The sequence below is a fragment of the Pseudolactococcus yaeyamensis genome (genome assembly GCF_054658615.1).
In genome coordinates, this window is sequence record NZ_BAAGGP010000018.1 from 19580 (window position 1) to 37870 (window position 18291).

14 protein-coding genes are annotated in these 18291 nt (G+C 37.1%); 2 read left to right on the forward strand and 12 right to left on the reverse strand.

Annotation, left to right across the window (positions count from 1 at the left end):
- Positions 1-4: 4 nt before the first annotated feature.
- The 10 genes from rplT to ACYQ21_RS05315 all read right to left on the reverse strand — a co-directional run bounded on the left by rplT (position 5) and on the right by ACYQ21_RS05315 (position 13828).
- Positions 5-364: a 50S ribosomal protein L20 gene (rplT, locus tag ACYQ21_RS05270; RefSeq protein WP_061773999.1), complete on the reverse strand. Its 360-nt coding sequence runs from the start codon at positions 362-364 to the stop codon at positions 5-7.
- Between the two features lie 59 nt (positions 365-423).
- Entirely contained in the window at positions 424-624 is a 201-nt protein-coding gene (rpmI, locus tag ACYQ21_RS05275; protein WP_003140675.1) for a 50S ribosomal protein L35, read from the reverse strand.
- Between the two features lie 28 nt (positions 625-652).
- The gene (infC, locus tag ACYQ21_RS05280; RefSeq protein WP_460056042.1) at positions 653-1153 is read right to left on the reverse strand and encodes a translation initiation factor IF-3; all 501 of its coding nucleotides are present in this window, start codon (positions 1151-1153) and stop codon (positions 653-655) included.
- A 337-nt stretch (positions 1154-1490) separates the two neighbouring features.
- Positions 1491-4439: a type I restriction endonuclease subunit R gene (locus ACYQ21_RS05285; RefSeq protein WP_460056045.1), complete on the reverse strand. Its 2949-nt coding sequence runs from the start codon at positions 4437-4439 to the stop codon at positions 1491-1493.
- A gap of 15 nt (positions 4440-4454) precedes the next feature.
- Positions 4455-5390 (reverse strand): Fic family protein, encoded by a 936-nt coding sequence (locus tag ACYQ21_RS05290; RefSeq protein WP_460056048.1) that lies wholly within the window; start codon positions 5388-5390, stop codon positions 4455-4457.
- 631 nt (positions 5391-6021) lie between these two features.
- Complete coding sequence (locus ACYQ21_RS05295; RefSeq protein ID WP_460056050.1) at positions 6022-6873, reverse strand: hypothetical protein; 852 nt, start codon at positions 6871-6873, stop codon at positions 6022-6024.
- The gene (locus tag ACYQ21_RS05300) at positions 6870-8186 is read right to left on the reverse strand and encodes a restriction endonuclease subunit S (RefSeq protein ID WP_460056052.1); all 1317 of its coding nucleotides are present in this window, start codon (positions 8184-8186) and stop codon (positions 6870-6872) included. Before ACYQ21_RS05300 ends, ACYQ21_RS05295 begins: the two co-directional genes overlap by 4 nt.
- A 2-nt stretch (positions 8187-8188) precedes the next feature.
- Positions 8189-10273: a type I restriction-modification system subunit M gene (locus tag ACYQ21_RS05305; protein ID WP_460056055.1), complete on the reverse strand. Its 2085-nt coding sequence runs from the start codon at positions 10271-10273 to the stop codon at positions 8189-8191.
- A 117-nt stretch (positions 10274-10390) separates the two neighbouring features.
- Complete coding sequence (gene mnmG, locus ACYQ21_RS05310; RefSeq protein ID WP_460056057.1) at positions 10391-12262, reverse strand: tRNA uridine-5-carboxymethylaminomethyl(34) synthesis enzyme MnmG; 1872 nt, start codon at positions 12260-12262, stop codon at positions 10391-10393.
- Between the two features lie 276 nt (positions 12263-12538).
- Entirely contained in the window at positions 12539-13828 is a 1290-nt protein-coding gene (locus tag ACYQ21_RS05315) for a peptidase U32 family protein (protein ID WP_460056060.1), read from the reverse strand.
- Between the two features lie 222 nt (positions 13829-14050).
- Between ACYQ21_RS05315 and ACYQ21_RS05320 the strand changes: the two genes are divergently transcribed.
- Both ACYQ21_RS05320 and ACYQ21_RS05325 read left to right on the forward strand, forming a co-directional pair.
- Entirely contained in the window at positions 14051-14728 is a 678-nt protein-coding gene (locus tag ACYQ21_RS05320; protein ID WP_460056063.1) for an ABC transporter ATP-binding protein, read from the forward strand.
- On the forward strand, positions 14729-15979 hold the full coding sequence (locus tag ACYQ21_RS05325; RefSeq protein ID WP_460056066.1) for an ABC transporter permease: 1251 nt from the start codon (positions 14729-14731) through the stop codon (positions 15977-15979).
- An 87-nt stretch (positions 15980-16066) separates the two neighbouring features.
- On the opposite strand, the gene pyrF is transcribed toward ACYQ21_RS05325, so the two are convergent.
- On the reverse strand, positions 16067-17014 hold the full coding sequence (pyrF, locus tag ACYQ21_RS05330; RefSeq protein ID WP_460056068.1) for an orotidine-5'-phosphate decarboxylase: 948 nt from the start codon (positions 17012-17014) through the stop codon (positions 16067-16069).
- Positions 17015-17074: 60 nt separating this feature from the next.
- Positions 17075-18004 (reverse strand): peptidase U32 family protein, encoded by a 930-nt coding sequence (locus tag ACYQ21_RS05335; protein WP_460056070.1) that lies wholly within the window; start codon positions 18002-18004, stop codon positions 17075-17077.
- Positions 18005-18291: the final 287 nt, after the last annotated feature.

Here is an 18291-nt window from a genome sequence, read left to right on the forward strand (position 1 = left end):
TTGCTTATTTAGCCAAAGCTTTTTTAGAAGCATCAGCCAAAGCTGCGAAAGCAGCAGCATCATTAACTGCAAGGTCAGCCAACATTTTACGGTTGACTTCGATTTCAGCTAATTTCAAACCGTGCATCAATTTGGAATATGACAAGCCGTTGATACGCGCAGCTGCATTGATACGTGCAATCCATAATTTACGGAAATCACGTTTCTTTTGACGACGGTCACGGAACGCATAGTTATATGAGTTCATTACCTGTTCTTTGGCAGTACGGAACAAAGTATGTTTTGCACCATAGTAACCTTTCGCAAGTTTCAGTACACGTTTACGACGTTTGCGGCTTACAACGCCACCTTTAACACGAGCCATTTATAGTTCTCCTTATTATATCTTAGTTTAATGTAGTCTATGCTTGATTTAGGTCTCTATTATTTAAGAGAGTAAACCATTTTACGGATACGTTTGTAGTCACCAGTTGATACCATACCAGCTTTACGAAGGTGACGACGTTGTTTTTTAGTTTTCCCATGGAAACGGTGGCTTGTATAGGCTTTAAAACGTTTCAATCCTCCAGAACCTGTACGTTTAAAACGTTTTGCTGAAGCGCGGTGTGATTTTTGTTTTGGCATTTCTCAAATCTCCTCTAAAATTTTAGTATTATTTCTTTTTCTCGCCCGGTGCCAATTGTAAAAACATTTGACGACCGTCCATTTTGGCACGTTGTTCAACATGGGCAATCTCTTGGGTTGCGATAACGAAATCGTCCAAGACTTTTTGACCAACTTCTTTATGGGTAATCATCCGACCTTTAAATCGGATAGATACCTTGACTTTGTTGCCTTTTTCAAGGAACTTAGTGGCTTGACGCAATTTTGTATCAAAGTCATTTTGGTCAATAACTGGAGACAAACGAACTTCTTTGACTGTTACGACAGCCTGATTTTTCTTTTGTTCTTTCAGTTTTTTCTTTTGCTCAAACTTGAATTTTGTAAAATCCATAATTTTGGCAACAGGCGGTGTCGCTTGTGCTGAAATCAACACGAGGTCCATATCTTGATCCATGGCTTGATTAAGCGCATCACGTGTCGGTGTAATCCCGAGTTGTTCACCATCTGCCGAAATCAAACGAACTTCGCTGGCACGAATCGCCTGATTCATTGTAACTCTTTCTCTTGCTATGATTGTTCTCCTTGTCTTAAAGATGTTGAGGCGGTGACTTGACTCATAGAAACCTATCAATTCAAGTCACCAAATCTCAATTACTGTAAATGTTCTGCTGACTAAATGAGCCAACTTCTCCATTGAAAAACAAAACGGACTTTCCGTAGAAAGCCCGCTATAAATCAACTCTGAATCCAGAGAATAAATTCATTTCCATGCCAAGTAGCTTACGCAATATTGGCGAGAAAGCGGGGGCTTTCTGCTTTTCAACTCCTACTAGTATATCATAGTTTTTAGGGTTGCGTCAATAGTTTTTGCTTAAAATTTTTTTTCTTTATTCTTGCATGCTCTGATACACATCATCTAGAAAAATCTGGGCTATTCTTTTTTTAAAACTTTCATTATTTAGTAAAACACCAAAGAAATCTTGGTTTTGTGTATAGCCATCTGTTAATGCTTTATCGATTTCATCTTCAAAAGTGAATTTAAAATCTGCTCGATTATTAACACGTGCTGATTTTTTTAACTTTTCGTTTTTCTTCATCAATTCTCGGATTGCAATCGCACCACTGACACCAATTGGTGCATCAATTGCTAAATTTAATTGCTCATTGATTTCATTGATAATTTCTGATAATTTTTGTTCTTGATCTTCAGTAATACCAGTTAAACTAGGTTTATTTAACTTAATTTGATATTCATTTTCGAGTTCAGCTACATGATATTCCCCGGTTTGTTTATGCTTCATGTAATCAACCACAATTTTATCTGCAATAGAAAAATCATTACCTCCCAAACGAACATCTATCATTTTCACTAACGCTAATAAATAATTATACTTTTCATGTAGAATCTCATTTTGATAAGCTGTTGCTTGGATTAGAAAAGTATACAAACGTATAAAACCACGAATTATTTTCTTAATCTCAAGCTGTTCTTTTTCTTCATAGCGTTGCACACAACTATAACCAGAGCTGAGTAAGGCTATCATTTTCTGTTTATCACGACTTGAACGCTTCTCTTGATACAAAAACTGATTGTACTCATGAACAACATCCATATCTAAAATGTTATATTCATCAATTTTGCCTTCTACATCTAAAATATCACTTGGTGAAATCGTATCTGCTAAAACTGTCTTTCGATAATATGGTGCAAAAGCTTGCTGAATATCATCATAAGTATTTTTGAAATCAAGGATGAATGTCTTTTTATTATAACCAGAAACAATTCGATTCAAACGGGACAATGTTTGTACAGCTGCAACATCACGCAGTTTTTTGTCAACATACATAGCAACTAGTTTAGGTTGATCAAATCCAGTTTGATATTTATTAGCAACTATTAAAACTTGATAGTCCTCAGTATCAAATGATGTTTTCAACTTATCTTCGCTAATACCATTCATACCTGATTCTGTATACTCTCGACCATCTAAAGTCACTTTGCCAGAAAATGCAATTAATGATTTAATTCCAGTTATACTATGTTCACGTAAATATTTTTGAAACGCTTGCTGATACTTAACTGCTGCTTCACGACCAGATGTCACAATCATCGCTTTACCTTGACTACCAAGCTCAGCCATTATATCATGCGAAATAAAATGATCCATAATCACTTCGACTTTACCTTGTATATTTTCATCACTCAGCTCAACAAACTTAGCAATTTTACGTTTTGCTACACTTGATTTTAATTCTGGGTCTTCTTCAACTGCTTTGTTGAGTTTATAGTAAGTCTCATAAGTCACATAATTATTGAGAATATCTAAAATGAATCCTTCCTCAATCGCTTGTTTCATACTATACAAGTCAAAGGCTTCTTTACCGCCCTCAGCATTAGTCGTTCCAAAGAGTTGTAAAGTAGTGGCTTTGGGAGTTGCTGTAAAAGCAATGATTGAGATGTTTTCTTGTTTCCCAGTACGAGAAATTTCTTGTTCAATAGCATCACCAACACTTACCTCTTGCACCTCATCAATCGTACCGTCGTTTATGTCTGTTTCTGTTAAAACTTGACTCACTGCGCTCATATAAGAACCAGTCGTTGAACTATGTGCTTCATCTATCAATATTGCAAAATGTTTATGATTAGTCGCACCTACAGCCATCCAATCAGATTTATTTATTTGTGCAAATTTATGAATCGTCGTTGCAATAATTTTAGTATTGCCCAAAAGGGAATCAGCCAAATCACTAGATGTCGCTTTATCGTCCATGACCTTAATCACCCCATTCTCATGGTTGATGGCACGAACCGCATCCTGTAATTGTCGGTCAACGACAATGCGATCAGTAACGATCAGAACGGTATCTACAACTGACTCATTCATCTCATCATGTAAACTTACTAAACTATGTGCTAACCAGGCAATTGTATTTGTTTTACCTGAACCAGCCGAATGTTGAATCAGATAATTATTTTCTGTATGATTAATTTTCATATCATCAAGTAAACGTGTAACTGCACGTCGCTGTTGATAACGTGGAAAAATCATCGTTTTTTTATCTTTGCTTAGAAAAATAAATCTTTCTAATAGTTGGAAAATACTGGTTCTGCTGAAAACTTCTTGCCAAAGATAAGCCGTATCTACACCTCTATCATTATGAGGATTTCCAGCGCCCTGTTCAATATCAGTCCCCTTTCCTAGATTGAATGGTAGAAAATAGGTAGATTCATTTTTAAGTTGTGTCGTAACAAAAACTTCTAACGTATCAACTGCAAAACTAGCCAAAACACCGGCATTAAAAATGAAAAGACGATTCTTAGGGTTACGATTTTTAAGCTGTTTAATACCATCTTGCACACTTTGTCCGCTTGGATTAAATTTTAATTCTAAGGCAAATAATGCCAAACCATTTATAAAAATCACCAAATCAATGCGGTCGTCATTTTCATAATTGACTTCTTCCATAACAGTCAACTGATTCAATTCATAATTTCTAATTGCTTTTTGATTAAAATCAGTTGCAGGTGTGCGATACATCAAATCTAATTTGATGTTTTCAAAATAAACACCATTTTTTAAACTGTAAAGTAGACCATTTTTAATAATCTCTTGATTGATTAAATTGATAATAGACGCTTGTTCAAACTTTTTAAGTAATTTTTCTATCGTCTCTTCTTGTGTTGCCAATAAAAATTGCCAAAGTATTTCAGTATCCATGGCCAAACGTGCATCATACTTCATTTGAGGACGTTTTATGTAAGCGTTTAACTTTTTTAGGTCAGATAATATCCATTGTTGGAAATCATATCGTTCATTGATATTGTGGTTCGCCATGCATTCTCCTTCGGTCTAGTTTGCTAAAAAATATTTTCGGGCTTTATTCTCACCTTGAGCAACTAATAAGTTTTCTGAAACCAATTTCGCAAAGTAATTACGCACTGTTGCTGCTGATTTACCTGATAATATTTGTGCTTCAGCACTCGTCACACTCTCATTTTTTTGTAGATAATCACGTATCAGATGGTAAAATTCAGTTTGTGGTCTACTTAATTTTTTTATCGCTATTTTATCGCTTGTTATATCGCTATTTTTTATTGTCTCCAAAATAATATCAAGCATAAAATTAATAAATCGCGTGGCACTTTCATTGTCACTCAAAGCCTTATAATAACTTTCTTGATATTCATAAATCATCGTTTCAATTGGCAGATATTCAAATATTGGGTAATCTTGTGCTAAAATCAAATTTTGCCACAACCGTCCCATTCTGCCATTACCATCTTCAAAAGGATGAATCTTTTCAAGTTCATAATGCACAACGCTACTCTTTATTAAAGCTGGTACAATAGCACTTTGTGCCCAATCAAGTAACTCATTAACAAGATGGCTCACAAACTGTGGACGTGCACCCATATGCACAAGATTTCCCGCAATATCATAAATACCGACATCACCTAAACGAAAGCCTCCTGAACGTTTTACTAAATCAGCCATGAGATAGCCGTGCGCTTGCAATAGGTCAGTGACTTGATAAGGATTGAGTTTAAAAATTTGTTCATAGGCTTGATAAGCATTTTGTACTTCTCTAATTTCTTGCGGTTTACCTAATACACGCTTGCCGTTGACTATGGCAGTTACTTGCTCTAAAGATAAAGAATTTGCTTCAATAGCAAGACTTGAATGAATTGAACGTAGACGGTTTTCCTTACGTAAATGAAAATTTTGCGGTTGTGTGAGTGTTAATTTAGTTACAATTTCTGTTATTTCAACGATTTTATTTAACATATCGTCTATGATGTCGAACAGGGGTTGATAAGGCATAGTTTCTCCTGACAATTGAATAGGTTAATTATACCAAAATATCAATATTTTATCGATTTCTATGTCATTTGGTATAATATTTCATTTCCAATGTTTAAAATTTTGAGTATTATCAATCTGATAGAATGGCTGAGGTCTGTTAGTTATTTATTTTCGACTATTACGTTCTTCTTTAAAGTAACTCGTAAATACCCCAAAAATAAAATAAGAAATATAAATAATCTGGTACAATACTTGAAAAGATAAGTTTATCAGAACACCTATGTAAATTCTTGAAAATGTGTCAAAACTTGTTTTGGCAAAAAACAATGCTCCAATTATTAATATTGAAAATACGATAGTCATACATGTAAACTTCAATAATCTTTTTGAAAAATCTAAATCAACATTAAGTTGGTAAAGTCGCTTAATGAACGAATAATCCTTAAAAACATTGATAGCTCCTAATATCGCTAAAGCAATTGATATCAGAGCAAGTGAAAAATTATTTAATTCACTCAATAACTCTGTATAATTAGCAAAATTTTTGGGCGTGAACTCATATTTGATTAAGTAAAATGTAGTCAATATAAAAATTATTAAGGGGATATTTTTTCTAAGTTTGGTAAGCATCTAAGTACTCTTTTCTAACATCATACGCTTCTTTAAGAAAAGGATAGATCTTTTCTTCTGTTAATTCTTCATTTTTGCCCAACTCTATTATTTCTTCCCAAAACAATTTACCTTTCACAAAATCTAAAAATTCTCCCTCTCCAGTAACCGATAAACTTTTAAATACTGCACTTGAAGTATGATTCTGGAAAATGTTAATAAACTGTTTGATTGTTCCTTTATTAAGTTGTTTTCCTCGAACCTCAAAATTAAGAGATTCTGCATTAAATTTATCTGCTAATTTTTTCTTAGCCAGTTCATCATCTACATCATTAGCAAAAATTCCTATCTGCTGTGGTACTGCAATCTTAAATTGAAATTTTTCGAAAATCGCTACATCATTAAATTTACTCAATACATCTTTTTCTAGTATCAAATCAATGTTAATATCTTTCTTTTTAACATCAATTTTATTAGCTAGATAAGAAATTAAATTATCAATTGTTGCAACACCGCGAGTTTTTCTTTGTATAAGAATATTATTAATTAGGAGAAAATGCGCGTCTGTTCCTAAACCTTCATTTTCTCCTTTTTCAATCTCCCTACGTTTTTGAGTTTCAACATTATCAATTTTTATTTGCTCTTTAGTATTCGATTTTGATAACGTAAAATAAATTTTAGATTTCCCATCTGTTTTACTGGTTTCTTTTCTAATCATTGAAATATAAAAATATACACTGTCGATTAACTCACTTTGCGGCTTATTAGTATCATCAAATTCATTAAGAAAATTGTAAATATCATCACTTTTTGTCATAAATTGATGGTAAACAGATTTTAAATTTACTTTTCTCATTTTACTCGTTTCTTTCCAGTCACATAATCATAGATTAATGTTTTACGTTGTTTATCTAAATTTTGGATTTGTTGCTGCTTATTTTGAATAATTTCATCAACCTTACTAGTCTTTTTATCTAAAAAACTTGTAATACCTTGCTGTTCCATATAATTAGGAATTGCTATCCATAATTCACTATACTTATCAGCACCAATATTTTGAATAGTTGATTGAGAAAAGATTGAATTTTTCCAATTTTCATATCCTTGACCCAAAGTTGTATAATAAATAAATTTAGAAATCACTTTGTTTTTATCAAAATTAGCTCTTATCAAATATCCTGCAAAAGCAGCTTTACCACATTCTTCTGTATATAAAAATGTTTTTCCAACCGTTGCCCCACTACGAGCAAATAAAATATCACCATCGTTCAATATATAAGGTGCTGAAATCTCTAAAGGTAAAGATTGCTTACCGTCAATTTTCAAGTTATTGTCTTGGGATATGTCAGTAATTCGAATATATCTTGGCAAATTCTCTGAAAAATCAACTCCCTCAGCATTTGCACCATATTGTAATTTTCCAACAGTTAAATATTTCAACTTACTAACTTCCCACCCACACGGCACATCACCAATCCAGTCAACACCACTCGGCTTAAGTTTGACCTTAGTATCAAGACCTTTAGTGACTGCTTCATAAATCAAACTTTTACGATAATTTTTAAGTGTTTCAATTTGACGCGTCAGCAAATCATGCGCCTTGTCAATTTGTGCAGTTTTCTTATCTAAAAAATCAGCAATTGCCCTTTGTTCTTGAAATGTCGGTAATGCAAATTCATAGTTTCTTATAAATCCTGAAGGAACCCGTTTTAAGCCAGCAACACCATACATATTTGAAACAGACTCGGATTTGAACTCATCATTCTGAATAAAGTAATACAAAAAAAGTTTATCAATTTTATTCGCTCTCAAAACATAAATCTCAGATGAACCAAACCCTAATCCATTAACCAAATTTGAAGCAATTCCAATATTACCATTTTCGAATGATGGAGTGACTTTTGCAAACAAAATATCACCATCTGCAAAATAATTATACCCTTCAAATACTTCCTCAAAAATACGTTCACTATCTAAAATAAGAAAACCACTCTTCAACTTTTCCATTGGTAAAAAAGTCACTTCTTTTCCATAAAAATTATTATATTGGAGCTCTGATTTTATTGGATCAAGTTCTGAAACATACTTAATCTTCGTATTTTTCCACTCTATCGGAATATTCTCAACGCACTTAATACCTGATTTTTTATTCACACTAGTCATTCTCATCACTATAACTCCTTTAACAACTCTTGCAATTCAACTTCTAAAGTTTTAAATTCCTGCAACAAATCTTCGGCTTTCTCAGGGGCTTGATACTCATAAAAATATCGAGTGAAGGGAATTTCTGCGCCAACTTTATCTTCATCCCAGAAATGTGCATCAGGCACATGTGGATAGACTTCACGTTCAAAATAGTCATCAACATTTTCATTTAACTTCACTATTTCAGTGTCTTTAGTTGTCTTATCGTACACGATACCATTTGCAACTTCTCCAACTTTATCATGTCTTTTTGTCGTGATAATTTTTGCCGTTTTATCCATGTCACTCATCGTAAAGGCGATAGCAGTAACATTAGCAGGTGTGAGTTTAACGTCTCGCAAAATTCTTTTAATAACTTTTGAAAATGTTTCAAAATCATCATAAGTTACTTCAGATTTACCGATTTCGAGTGCCTTGATAATTTCATCTTGTTTGATTTTACCCTTGTCAAATTTTATAAGCTCTTTTTCTTGTTTAGCACTCCTTGGCGCTATCTCTAGTAATTCTTGATACTTGTATTCATCATAGAGCTTAGTAAAAAATTGGATAGTTTTAACCTTTTCAATCGTTTCGTCGTTAATCGCTCCACGGCGCTGCAACGGTTGATAAACACTGTACTCCTTATAAAGAAATTCTTGATTATCAAAAAATTTGACATGTTTATTTTCTTTATCGGACTGATACCATTTGATAATTGTGTCAATGTTTTTAGATGATAATTCACGACGCTTTTTCCCCAATGATTTTCGCAAAGGAACAAACTCATTTGTAGCATCAATAAACTGTACTTTGTTTTGTCGTGAAGCTGGCTTATTTTTATTATAGAGCCAGATATAAATCGAAATACCTGTATTGTAGAAAAATTGACCTGGCAAAGCAATAATCGTTTCCAACAAATCATTTTCTAGAATGTAACGTCTGATTTGACTTTCACCTGATGTTGTTCCACCAGAAAATAAAGGCGAACCATTTGATATAATCGCAGCTCGACCATTTTCTTCAAGCTTTGCCAAACCATGTAGATGGAAAAGCCATTGCGCATCACCACTAGTTGGTGTGTTCACAAAACGTCCTTTACGTCCTTTGGTTGTGATAAAAGTCGCCATGTCGTCTTTAACTGCTTCGCTTACACCATCATCTGCATCTTTTCCAGCCCAACTTTGACCAAATGGTGGGTTAGCGATGACAAAATTCATTTTGATTTCAGAAAATGGATCTAAATTTTTAAGCGTATCTGTATTTATAAAATTATCCGAATTATCTTGACGAATCAGCATATCAGCTTTACCGATACCATAAGTCTCTGCCAAATATTCTTGCCCAAACAGTCGTATATTAACCTTATTGTTTAGTTGTTCGATATATGACTTAGCTGTTGCAAGCATACCGCCAGTACCTGCCGCCATATCCAAAATTTTGATTTCTTTATCATCTTGAAAAAGCGCATCATCAGCACCTGCCAATAATAAATTTACCATTAATCCAATAACTTCACGAGGTGTATAATGTGAACCAGCCTCCTCATTTTCAGAGAAACGACGAATAATATCTTCAAACATGTAACCCATTTTGATTGAATCAACTGACTTTGGTGATAAATCTAATTCTGAGAACTTCTTAATAACGCCATACAGACGACCAGTTTTAGCGAGCGTCTCAACCTCATCATAGAATTTCAAATTTCTGATGATATCTTGAACACGCTCGGAATAGCTTTCCAGATAAACTTCAAAATTTGTTTTGATGTTCTCTGGATCGCTAAGCAAATTTTTTAGTGTGTATTTACTTGTATTATAATATTTGTAGCCCGAGATTTTTTCAAGTACCTTTGATGGTGTACTTGGATTATTTTGATAAGCTGTCACTACTTTTTCCTTTGTGTCTGCCAATGCGGCCTCGAGCCGTGTAATCACAAACATCGGTACAATAACATCGCGATATTTATCTGCACGATATGCCCCACGAAGTGTATTGGCTATTGACCAAACGAGATTGACTTCAGTCGAAATATTGATGTTGTTACTTTGATAAAGTGGTTTAAAATTTTTCATTTTGCTTTCTAATTTCTAATATGCTTAAATTGTACGTTTTATATTGTAAAATACTTGGAATCTTTTACAACTATTATACCACAGAAAAAAGCCCAGATAGTCTGAGCTTATTACGTCTTATTTACCTTCCAAATAAATCATCAAAATACTAATATCCGCAGGATTGACGCCTGAGATACGGCTGGCTTGACCAATTGTTTCCGGATTGATTTTCTTGAATTTTTGGCGGGCTTCTGTGGCAATGCTGTCTAAAGCATCCCAGTCCATACTTTTCGGAATGCGTTTGGCTTCCAAACGGTGCATTTTAGCAACTTGATCCATTGCTTTTTGGATATAGCCTTCATATTTAATTTCTGTTTCGATTAATTCAATAATTTTCGAATCCAAAACTTCTGGCGCTGATCCGATGAAAGATGTCGCAATCTCATAAGTGATTTCTTGACGGCGCATAAACTCTGCTGCTGTCAAGGCATCCGTCAATGGCTTGAAGCCTAGGGCTTCTATCTTAGCATTAGTTTCAGCAATCGGTTTGAGTTTATTTTTTTGCAGACGCAATCGTTCGTTTTCATATTGATAATTTTTAATCTCAAAAGTGTGCCAACGATAATCAGAGACCAAACCAATCTCACGACCAAGTGGCGTTAATCGCATATCGGCATTATCATGGCGAAGAATCAAGCGGTACTCAGCACGACTTGTCAACAAACGATACGGTTCAATCGTTCCTTTCGTTACCAAGTCATCAATCATCACACCGATATAAGCATCTGAACGTTTCAAAATAAACTCAGGTTTACCTTGTGCTTTCAGCGCGGCATTGATCCCTGCAATTAAACCTTGACCTGCTGCTTCTTCATAACCTGATGTCCCATTGGTTTGACCCGCCGTGAATAAGCCTGAAATCAATTTCGTTTCAAGCGTTGTGCGCAGTTGATGTGGCAAGACCACATCATACTCAATGGCATAGCCTGAACGCATCATTTCGGCATTTTCCAAACCCGAAATGGAGCGCAACATCTCAAACTGGACATCTTCCGGCATCGAGGTCGACAGCCCTTGTACATAAACTTCTTCTGTATCTCGCCCCTCAGGCTCTAAAAATAGTTGATGGCGTGGCTTGTCCGCAAAACGCACGATTTTATCCTCGATTGACGGACAATAACGCGGACCAACACCCTTAACCATACCTGAAAACATGGGCGCACGATGTAAATTCTCCTGAATAATCATGTGTGTCGCATTCTTCGTATAGGTCAACCAACACGGAATTTGATCCGTCAAATAATCCGCATCCTGAGATAGGAAACTAAAGTGATTTGGTTTCTCATCCCCCGGCTGAAGCTCCGTTTTACTGTAATCAATGGTACTAGACTTCACGCGTGGCGGTGTACCCGTTTTAAAACGACCAATCTCAAAGCCCAAGTCCCGTAAATTGTCAGCAAGACCGATAGAAGCTAGGGAGTTATTTGGACCTGACGAATACTTGAGCTCACCGATGATGATCTCACCACGAAGGGCTGTCCCTGTTGTAATGACAACTGATTTCGCCGTATAAATCGTACCCGTTGCCGTTTTAATCCCTGTAATCTGACCATCTGCTACGAGAATCTCGTCCACTACCGCTTGACGCAAAGTTAGATTTTCCGTCTGCTCAATCGTTTTTTTCATCTCACGCGCATACAAATCCTTATCCGCCTGTGCGCGAAGCGCCCGAACCGCAGGGCCTTTTCCTGTGTTGAGCATCTTCATTTGAATATAGGTCTTGTCGATGTTGCGACCCATCTCGCCACCGATCGCATCGATTTCGCGAACGACGATCCCCTTAGCCGATCCGCCGACGGACGGGTTACACGGCATGAACGCGACCATGTTTAAGTTAATCGTGATGAGCAGCGTTTTACTGCCCATCCGTGCTGACGCAAGCGCCGCCTCACTTCCTGCGTGACCTGCACCGACAACGATAACATCAAAATTTTCTTGAATTTGCACATTTACCTCTTTATTTAAAACCAAAAAAGTCAAGCACACGAAAAATAGCTAAGCTATTTTCATGGTACTTGACTACCTTGAAATATTTATAGACTTATTTTAGCAAAATTGTCCTAATCGGTCAAGACTTACTTTAAGCATTAAAAGAGGTTGGGACAAAAGTTCTCTAAAGAAAAGCGCTGCTACCATTGAAAAAATCAAGAACCTGTGAAGAGTCGAAAATCAGCATCATTTAATCTATCCATTTTTGAAGTCTTTTGTCCCAACCTCTATACCTTATGCTCTAACCGTCTTAGCTGTCCCATTTTTTTCATATAGATTAATCAACCCCGACCCGTTTTTACGAATCATATCGCCTGCCTCAACTGCCGTTGGCACGGTCATAGTCAAGAGTTCCATTGGATTGGGGGCACGGTCAATGCGCTCACCGTCTTCATTTTTCAGATTCTCAACTGTCGCGGTGAAATGACGGAAACCCGGGCCGTAAAATTCGATTTCGTCGCCTTCTGTGATGACATTGCGTTGACGGACAGTAGCCGTCATGGTTTGCGCATCAAAAGCAACAACTTCACCGACGAACTTGTACTGCGGAATTTTCCGACGCGCACCAAATAACTGCTCGTTTTCACTTGGTGTTTGATAATAAAAGCCTGTCGCCAATTCACGTTGGGCAACTTTCCAAAGCTCATCAACCAAGGCTGGCTTAATCGCTTCAAAGGTTGCTGGACTTTCCAAGTAAGCATCAACTGCTTTTTTATAGACATTGCTGACAGTTGACACATAATGAATGGACTTCATCCGACCTTCGATTTTAAAAGAGTTGATGCCATTTTCAATCAAGTCTGGAACGTGTTCAATCATGCTCATATCAACCGCACTCATTGAGAAGTCCTCAGGGATTTCACCTTGAATAGAACGACGTTCAGAACCAAAAGGCATATCATAGAGGTCGTATTTCCAGCGGCAAGACTGAGAACACCCACCACGATTGGCATCCCGATAACTCATGTAGTTTGAGAGGACACATCGACCAGAGTAGGAAATACACATGGCACCATGGACGAAGGCTTCGATTTCAACATCTGTCTGCTTGCGAATTTCAGCTAACTCAGCCATTGAGACTTCGCGCGCCAAAACGACCCGTTCCAGACCGAGACTTTTCCAAAATTCCAGTGTTTCATAATTGGTCGCACTGGCCTGAGTTGACAGATGGATGGGTAACCCCGGTGCTTCACTGACTGCGATAGCAATCAGCGCGGGATCACTGACGATAACGGCTGAAATACCGATATCACGCAGGGTACGGAACCATTCGCCAGCACCGACTTCATTGCCCTCATGCGTAACCATGTTGGCTGCGACGTAGACTTTAGCGCCATGTGCTTGCGCAAAAGCGACGCCTTCACGCATCTCATCAAAACTGAAATTCCCAGCTCTTGAGCGCAAGCCATAGGCATCACCACCGATATAGACAGCATCAGCCCCATAACTAATGGCAACCTTTAATTTTTCCAATGTCCCGGCAGGTGCCAATACCTCAGGACGTATGAGTTGTTTGTGTGACATTAAATTTTTCTCCTATTTTCAAGATAGTGAGTAAGTTGAAAAGATCTTTAAGCAAGACCAAAACTGTTACTTTAACTCAATCATTATACCATAATTTAATAAAATGCTCGAAAAAATCATAATTTGCTTTTAAATTAAGTCTTAAGACTGATTGTTTTTCAATTAAGAAAAGTTACACTTTAATAATGAGGGACTTAAAAAATAAAAATAAAGGAATGTATGATGACACTTATGGAAGTAAAAACTGTGCAACGCGTATTTGGTAAGGGAGAAGCCGAATTCGTTGCACTAAACGATGTTTCACTCACTATTGAAAAAGGGGAATCTGTCGCCATTATCGGCAAAAGTGGCTCTGGTAAGTCTACTCTGATGCATATTTTAGCCTTATTAGACCGACCAACCAGTGGTAAGATTATCCTAGATGGCAAGGATGTCACCCAAATTAAAGAAAAACAGCTTAATCATGTTCGCAATCAGCAATTTGGCTTTGTCTTTCAACAATTTTTCATGAATGCTAAAGATAGCGTGCTGGATAATGTGACCCTCCCCTTAAAAATTGCGGGTGTTCCTGCCAAACGACGAAAAGAATTAGCCATGAAGGCCTTGCAGCAAGTTGATTTGGCAGAAAAATCAAAAAGTAAAGCCAATGATTTATCCGGTGGTCAAAAACAACGCGTCTGTGTGGCACGCGCCATTATCAATCAACCTCAAGTGATTTTTGCAGATGAGCCAACTGGTAATTTAGACAGTACGACAGGTGAACGTATTGAAAATTTATTATTTGACCTCAATCAATCACAAGGGATTACTTTGATTATCGTAACTCACGACGAAGATTTAGCAGCTAGATGCGATCGAAAAATTCGGATGCGTGACGGCAAGATTGTTGAGGTAAATTAAATGGAATTTGTAGATATTTTAAAAACAGCAGCCGCTAATTTGCTGAGAAGTAAAACACGTACCATCTTAACAATGGTAGCCATTTTTATTGGTGCATTCACCATTGCCATAACCATCGGGATGAATATCGGGGTGAATGATTTTGTTACCCAACAAGTCGGAAGTATCGGGGGTGAGCAAACATTGTTTGTGCAACCTGACGTTGGAACAACTGAAGAGGGCCCTCAAAAATATGAGGCTAAAACCGCTGACACAAATGGTGGCACTGTCCTAACTCTCAAAGACTTAGAAAAAATTAAGACGGTCAAAGGGATTGATACCGTAACCGTCATTCCTATGTCTAGTGCTGACTACATCGCTGGCAAAAATCATCAAAAATATGTGCTGTCGACAATGGTAGATGTGGGTGCTAAAAACCAAATCGCAACTGGACGTAGCGTCAATCAAGATGCTAAAGAAGCTGAAATTACACTAGAGAAAGATTTCGTTAAGGTCTTAGGTTATAAGTCTGAAAAGGCAGCGCTGAATCAAACTGTTGAAATTGGTGTGACTTCACCAGCAACAGGCGAGCAAAAATCATTCAAGGCTAAAATTGTCGGCATCAAGAAATTCACTCTCGTCCAAGGTGGGATGTCAACGGTCAATCAAGCATTTGACCAAGCAACTACCACTCTACATGAAGCTGGGTTACCTGATTCAATGAAAAATCAGTACTACGGTTTCTTCACAAATTCAAAACCTGACACTTCTAAAGCAGACATGATAAAAATCAAAAAAGCAGTCACCAAACTCGGTTACCATGCTGAAACACTTGAAGACCAAATCACGACAATTCGCCAAGTCGTCAATGCCATTACAGGCACGCTGATTCTCTTCGGATCTATTGCGCTTATTGCAGCAAGTTTTGGCATCATCAACACACTCTTCATGTCTGTCCAAGAACGAACACGTGAAATCGGATTGATGAAAGCCATGGGCTTAAGTCGTGGCAAAGTCTTCTCACTCTTTAGTATTGAAGCAATTTTAATCGGCTTTTTCGGCTCTTTGTTTGGTATTCTTGCTGCGATGGTCAACGATCTGGGCGCTAAGTCATTCTTGAAAGGTATGGAAGGGCTTAACCTCATCGCTTTCAACCCCATCGCCATTTTTAGTATCATGTGCCTTATCATGTTCATTGCTTTCCTTGCGGGTACCCTACCCGCAAGGAGGGCGTCAAAACTTGATGCGATTACTGCTTTGAGATATGAATAGAGCAGATAAAAATCTAATGAAACAGAAAAGACAAAGTGTTCAAAATAGATACTTTGTCTTTTTTGTTGGGCAGCTAAAATTGTGATTTTACAACAGCTCTGTCAAATTTTTACCAGCCTTAGTCAAGGCTGAATTGATTAAATGATTAAACTCATCTACTACCTTTATGATGCTCTCTTTTGCACCTTCTTCTGTCACATCAACTGTTTGGTAGGCATAATTAATAGCTCTCGTAGAAGAAATAATAGCGCCCAATCCTTTTTCGTTAAAGGCCGCCTCTAATAAGGCAACATCGCCCCCTTGATAGCCAATGCCGGGAACTAAAAATAGACTATTGGGCAATAATTTTTGATATCGTGCCAAATCTTGAGGGTAGGTAGCGCCAATAACGGCACCGATATCCGAAAAGCCATACTGACCGATTTGACTTGATTGACGAGTGATATAATCACAAACTAATTCTGAAATAGACTTGCCACTAGTTTCTGTCACTTGATCCTGAAATTCACCCGAAGAAGGATTACTTGTTTTGACTAAAATAATCGTGCCCTTGTCATGGTCAAGACCTGACTGAATAAATGGATCCAGTCCGTCGCTTCCGAGATAAGGATTGACAGTTACTGCATCTACGGATACAGATGACACCCATTCATCTTTAATCGTTTTATAGAATGCCTCAGCATAGGCTTGTGAGGTTGAACCGATATCTCCTCTTTTAGCATCTGCAATGACGAGCAAGTCGCGTTCTTTGGCATATGCTACTGTTTGCCAAAAGGCTGCCAAACCAAACTGATCATATTTCTCATAATAAGCTAATTGAGGTTTGACGATAGGAACTTTATCGGCAATACTGTCGATAATCATTTTATTAAATTCAAAAATAGCATAGCCTGCACCTTGGGGCGTTTTACCATACAATTGTTCTGCTTTTTCTAAAATAAATGTCGGAAATTTTTCCAACATCGGATCTAACCCGACACAAAGGTGGGATTTTGTTTTGATTACTCGTTCTATATACTTATCGGAAAACATCATTAGACCTCTTTCTTTTTTCAACAATTAATTAACGTTTTTTTAGATTTAATCTACTTTAATTTACTGAATTTCATTCGGATCTAGGTCATAGAAACCATGCCCTAAAGTTCGACCTGCTGGATGGAGGCTTCGGATTTCTTCGTCAAGGGCAAAGGCTTGAACGGGCACCAATTCGCCAGCTTCGAGGCGTTTTCTTGCCTGAACAAAGCATTCAGCAATCTTAACAAAGGCATCAGCTGGTGTATAGATTCCGTCTAGTTTCCAATGCGTATAGTTCAGCTCTGTCAAAGTGGCAAGTTCAGTCATCATATCGACATCATCGGATGCAAAAATGTGGGTGCCATGGCTGTCTTCGTAGATTGAATAGTGGGTCATCTCATCCTTAGGTTCGCTCAAAAATAGGTTTCTGGCCTTGCATTTTTCCTCGTCAGTTTTGATAAAGTTATAGTAATTCTCCAGAAGTGGGCGTTTCGATTGATGAATAATCGTTGCACCATAAACCAGAATTTCGCCAAAAATTTCGAGGTTTGACGCCATTTTTATCAATTCTTCTTTTGGCAACTCACGTGATAAAACAGCACCGATAGCACCTTGTTGTCCCCAAAAATTCACTTGACGACTACTAGTCACCATGGTTGAGGCATCATAGATGTAAGGAAGCTCATAGTTATCACGATTCAAGACAAAAATCACACCCGTATCGCCGACTGCAATTTGATCGACTTTAATTTCCTGTAAAAAATCAAGATATGGCTTAATTGTCGCCATTTTTTCAGGGTGCATAATCGCATTGACTGCTACTGTTACTTGCGTTCCTGCTGCATGTGCCATTTCTGTGATATCCCGAATTTCATCCCAAGTGAAAGCATGTGCCAAACGAAGAGCGTACTCACTTTCTCCGATATAGAGGTTGTCAATCCCCAAATCAAGTAAGGCTTTAGCTTGTGTTAGATTTTCTACCGTTGCAGTGATCTTTATTTTCTTAGTCATAGCTTTATTATAACAATAAATGACCTTTTCGTCCGCTATTTCTTTTTCAAAAATTAACGAGAGAAGAAAGGGCTTCAACTCAATCCTTCCCGAGTTTGACAGTTAAAACTAAAAAATACACCCCCAAAAGCTATTATATCAAGGGATATGATAGTTTTTCACAACTTCACACTTGTTGTAGACGGTTGGTTTTGATATAATATAAATATGGCATTTGTAAAAGTAACTAAAAATCGTGAAGGCACACAATACGTGACAATCGTTGAAGGTTATCGTGACGGCGATAA

Bases quoted from the DNA above. Each gene is read 5' to 3' on its own strand.
- rplT (WP_061773999.1), bottom strand. From the start codon at position 364: ATGGCTCGTGTTAAAGGTGGCGTTGTAAGCCGCAAACGTCGTAAACGT.
- rpmI (WP_003140675.1), bottom strand. From the start codon at position 624: ATGCCAAAACAAAAATCACACCGCGCTTCAGCAAAACGTTTTAAACGT.
- infC (WP_460056042.1), bottom strand. From the start codon at position 1,153: ATGAATCAGGCGATTCGTGCCAGCGAAGTTCGTTTGATTTCGGCAGAT.
- ACYQ21_RS05285 (WP_460056045.1), bottom strand. From the start codon at position 4,439: ATGGCGAACCACAATATCAATGAACGATATGATTTCCAACAATGGATA.
- ACYQ21_RS05290 (WP_460056048.1), bottom strand. From the start codon at position 5,390: ATGTTAAATAAAATCGTTGAAATAACAGAAATTGTAACTAAATTAACA.
- ACYQ21_RS05295 (WP_460056050.1), bottom strand. From the start codon at position 6,873: ATGAGAAAAGTAAATTTAAAATCTGTTTACCATCAATTTATGACAAAA.
- ACYQ21_RS05300 (WP_460056052.1), bottom strand. From the start codon at position 8,186: ATGAGAATGACTAGTGTGAATAAAAAATCAGGTATTAAGTGCGTTGAG.
- ACYQ21_RS05305 (WP_460056055.1), bottom strand. From the start codon at position 10,273: ATGAAAAATTTTAAACCACTTTATCAAAGTAACAACATCAATATTTCG.
- ACYQ21_RS05315 (WP_460056060.1), bottom strand. From the start codon at position 13,828: ATGTCACACAAACAACTCATACGTCCTGAGGTATTGGCACCTGCCGGG.
- ACYQ21_RS05320 (WP_460056063.1), top strand. From the start codon at position 14,051: ATGACACTTATGGAAGTAAAAACTGTGCAACGCGTATTTGGTAAGGGA.
- ACYQ21_RS05325 (WP_460056066.1), top strand. From the start codon at position 14,729: ATGGAATTTGTAGATATTTTAAAAACAGCAGCCGCTAATTTGCTGAGA.
- pyrF (WP_460056068.1), bottom strand. From the start codon at position 17,014: ATGATGTTTTCCGATAAGTATATAGAACGAGTAATCAAAACAAAATCC.
- ACYQ21_RS05335 (WP_460056070.1), bottom strand. From the start codon at position 18,004: ATGACTAAGAAAATAAAGATCACTGCAACGGTAGAAAATCTAACACAA.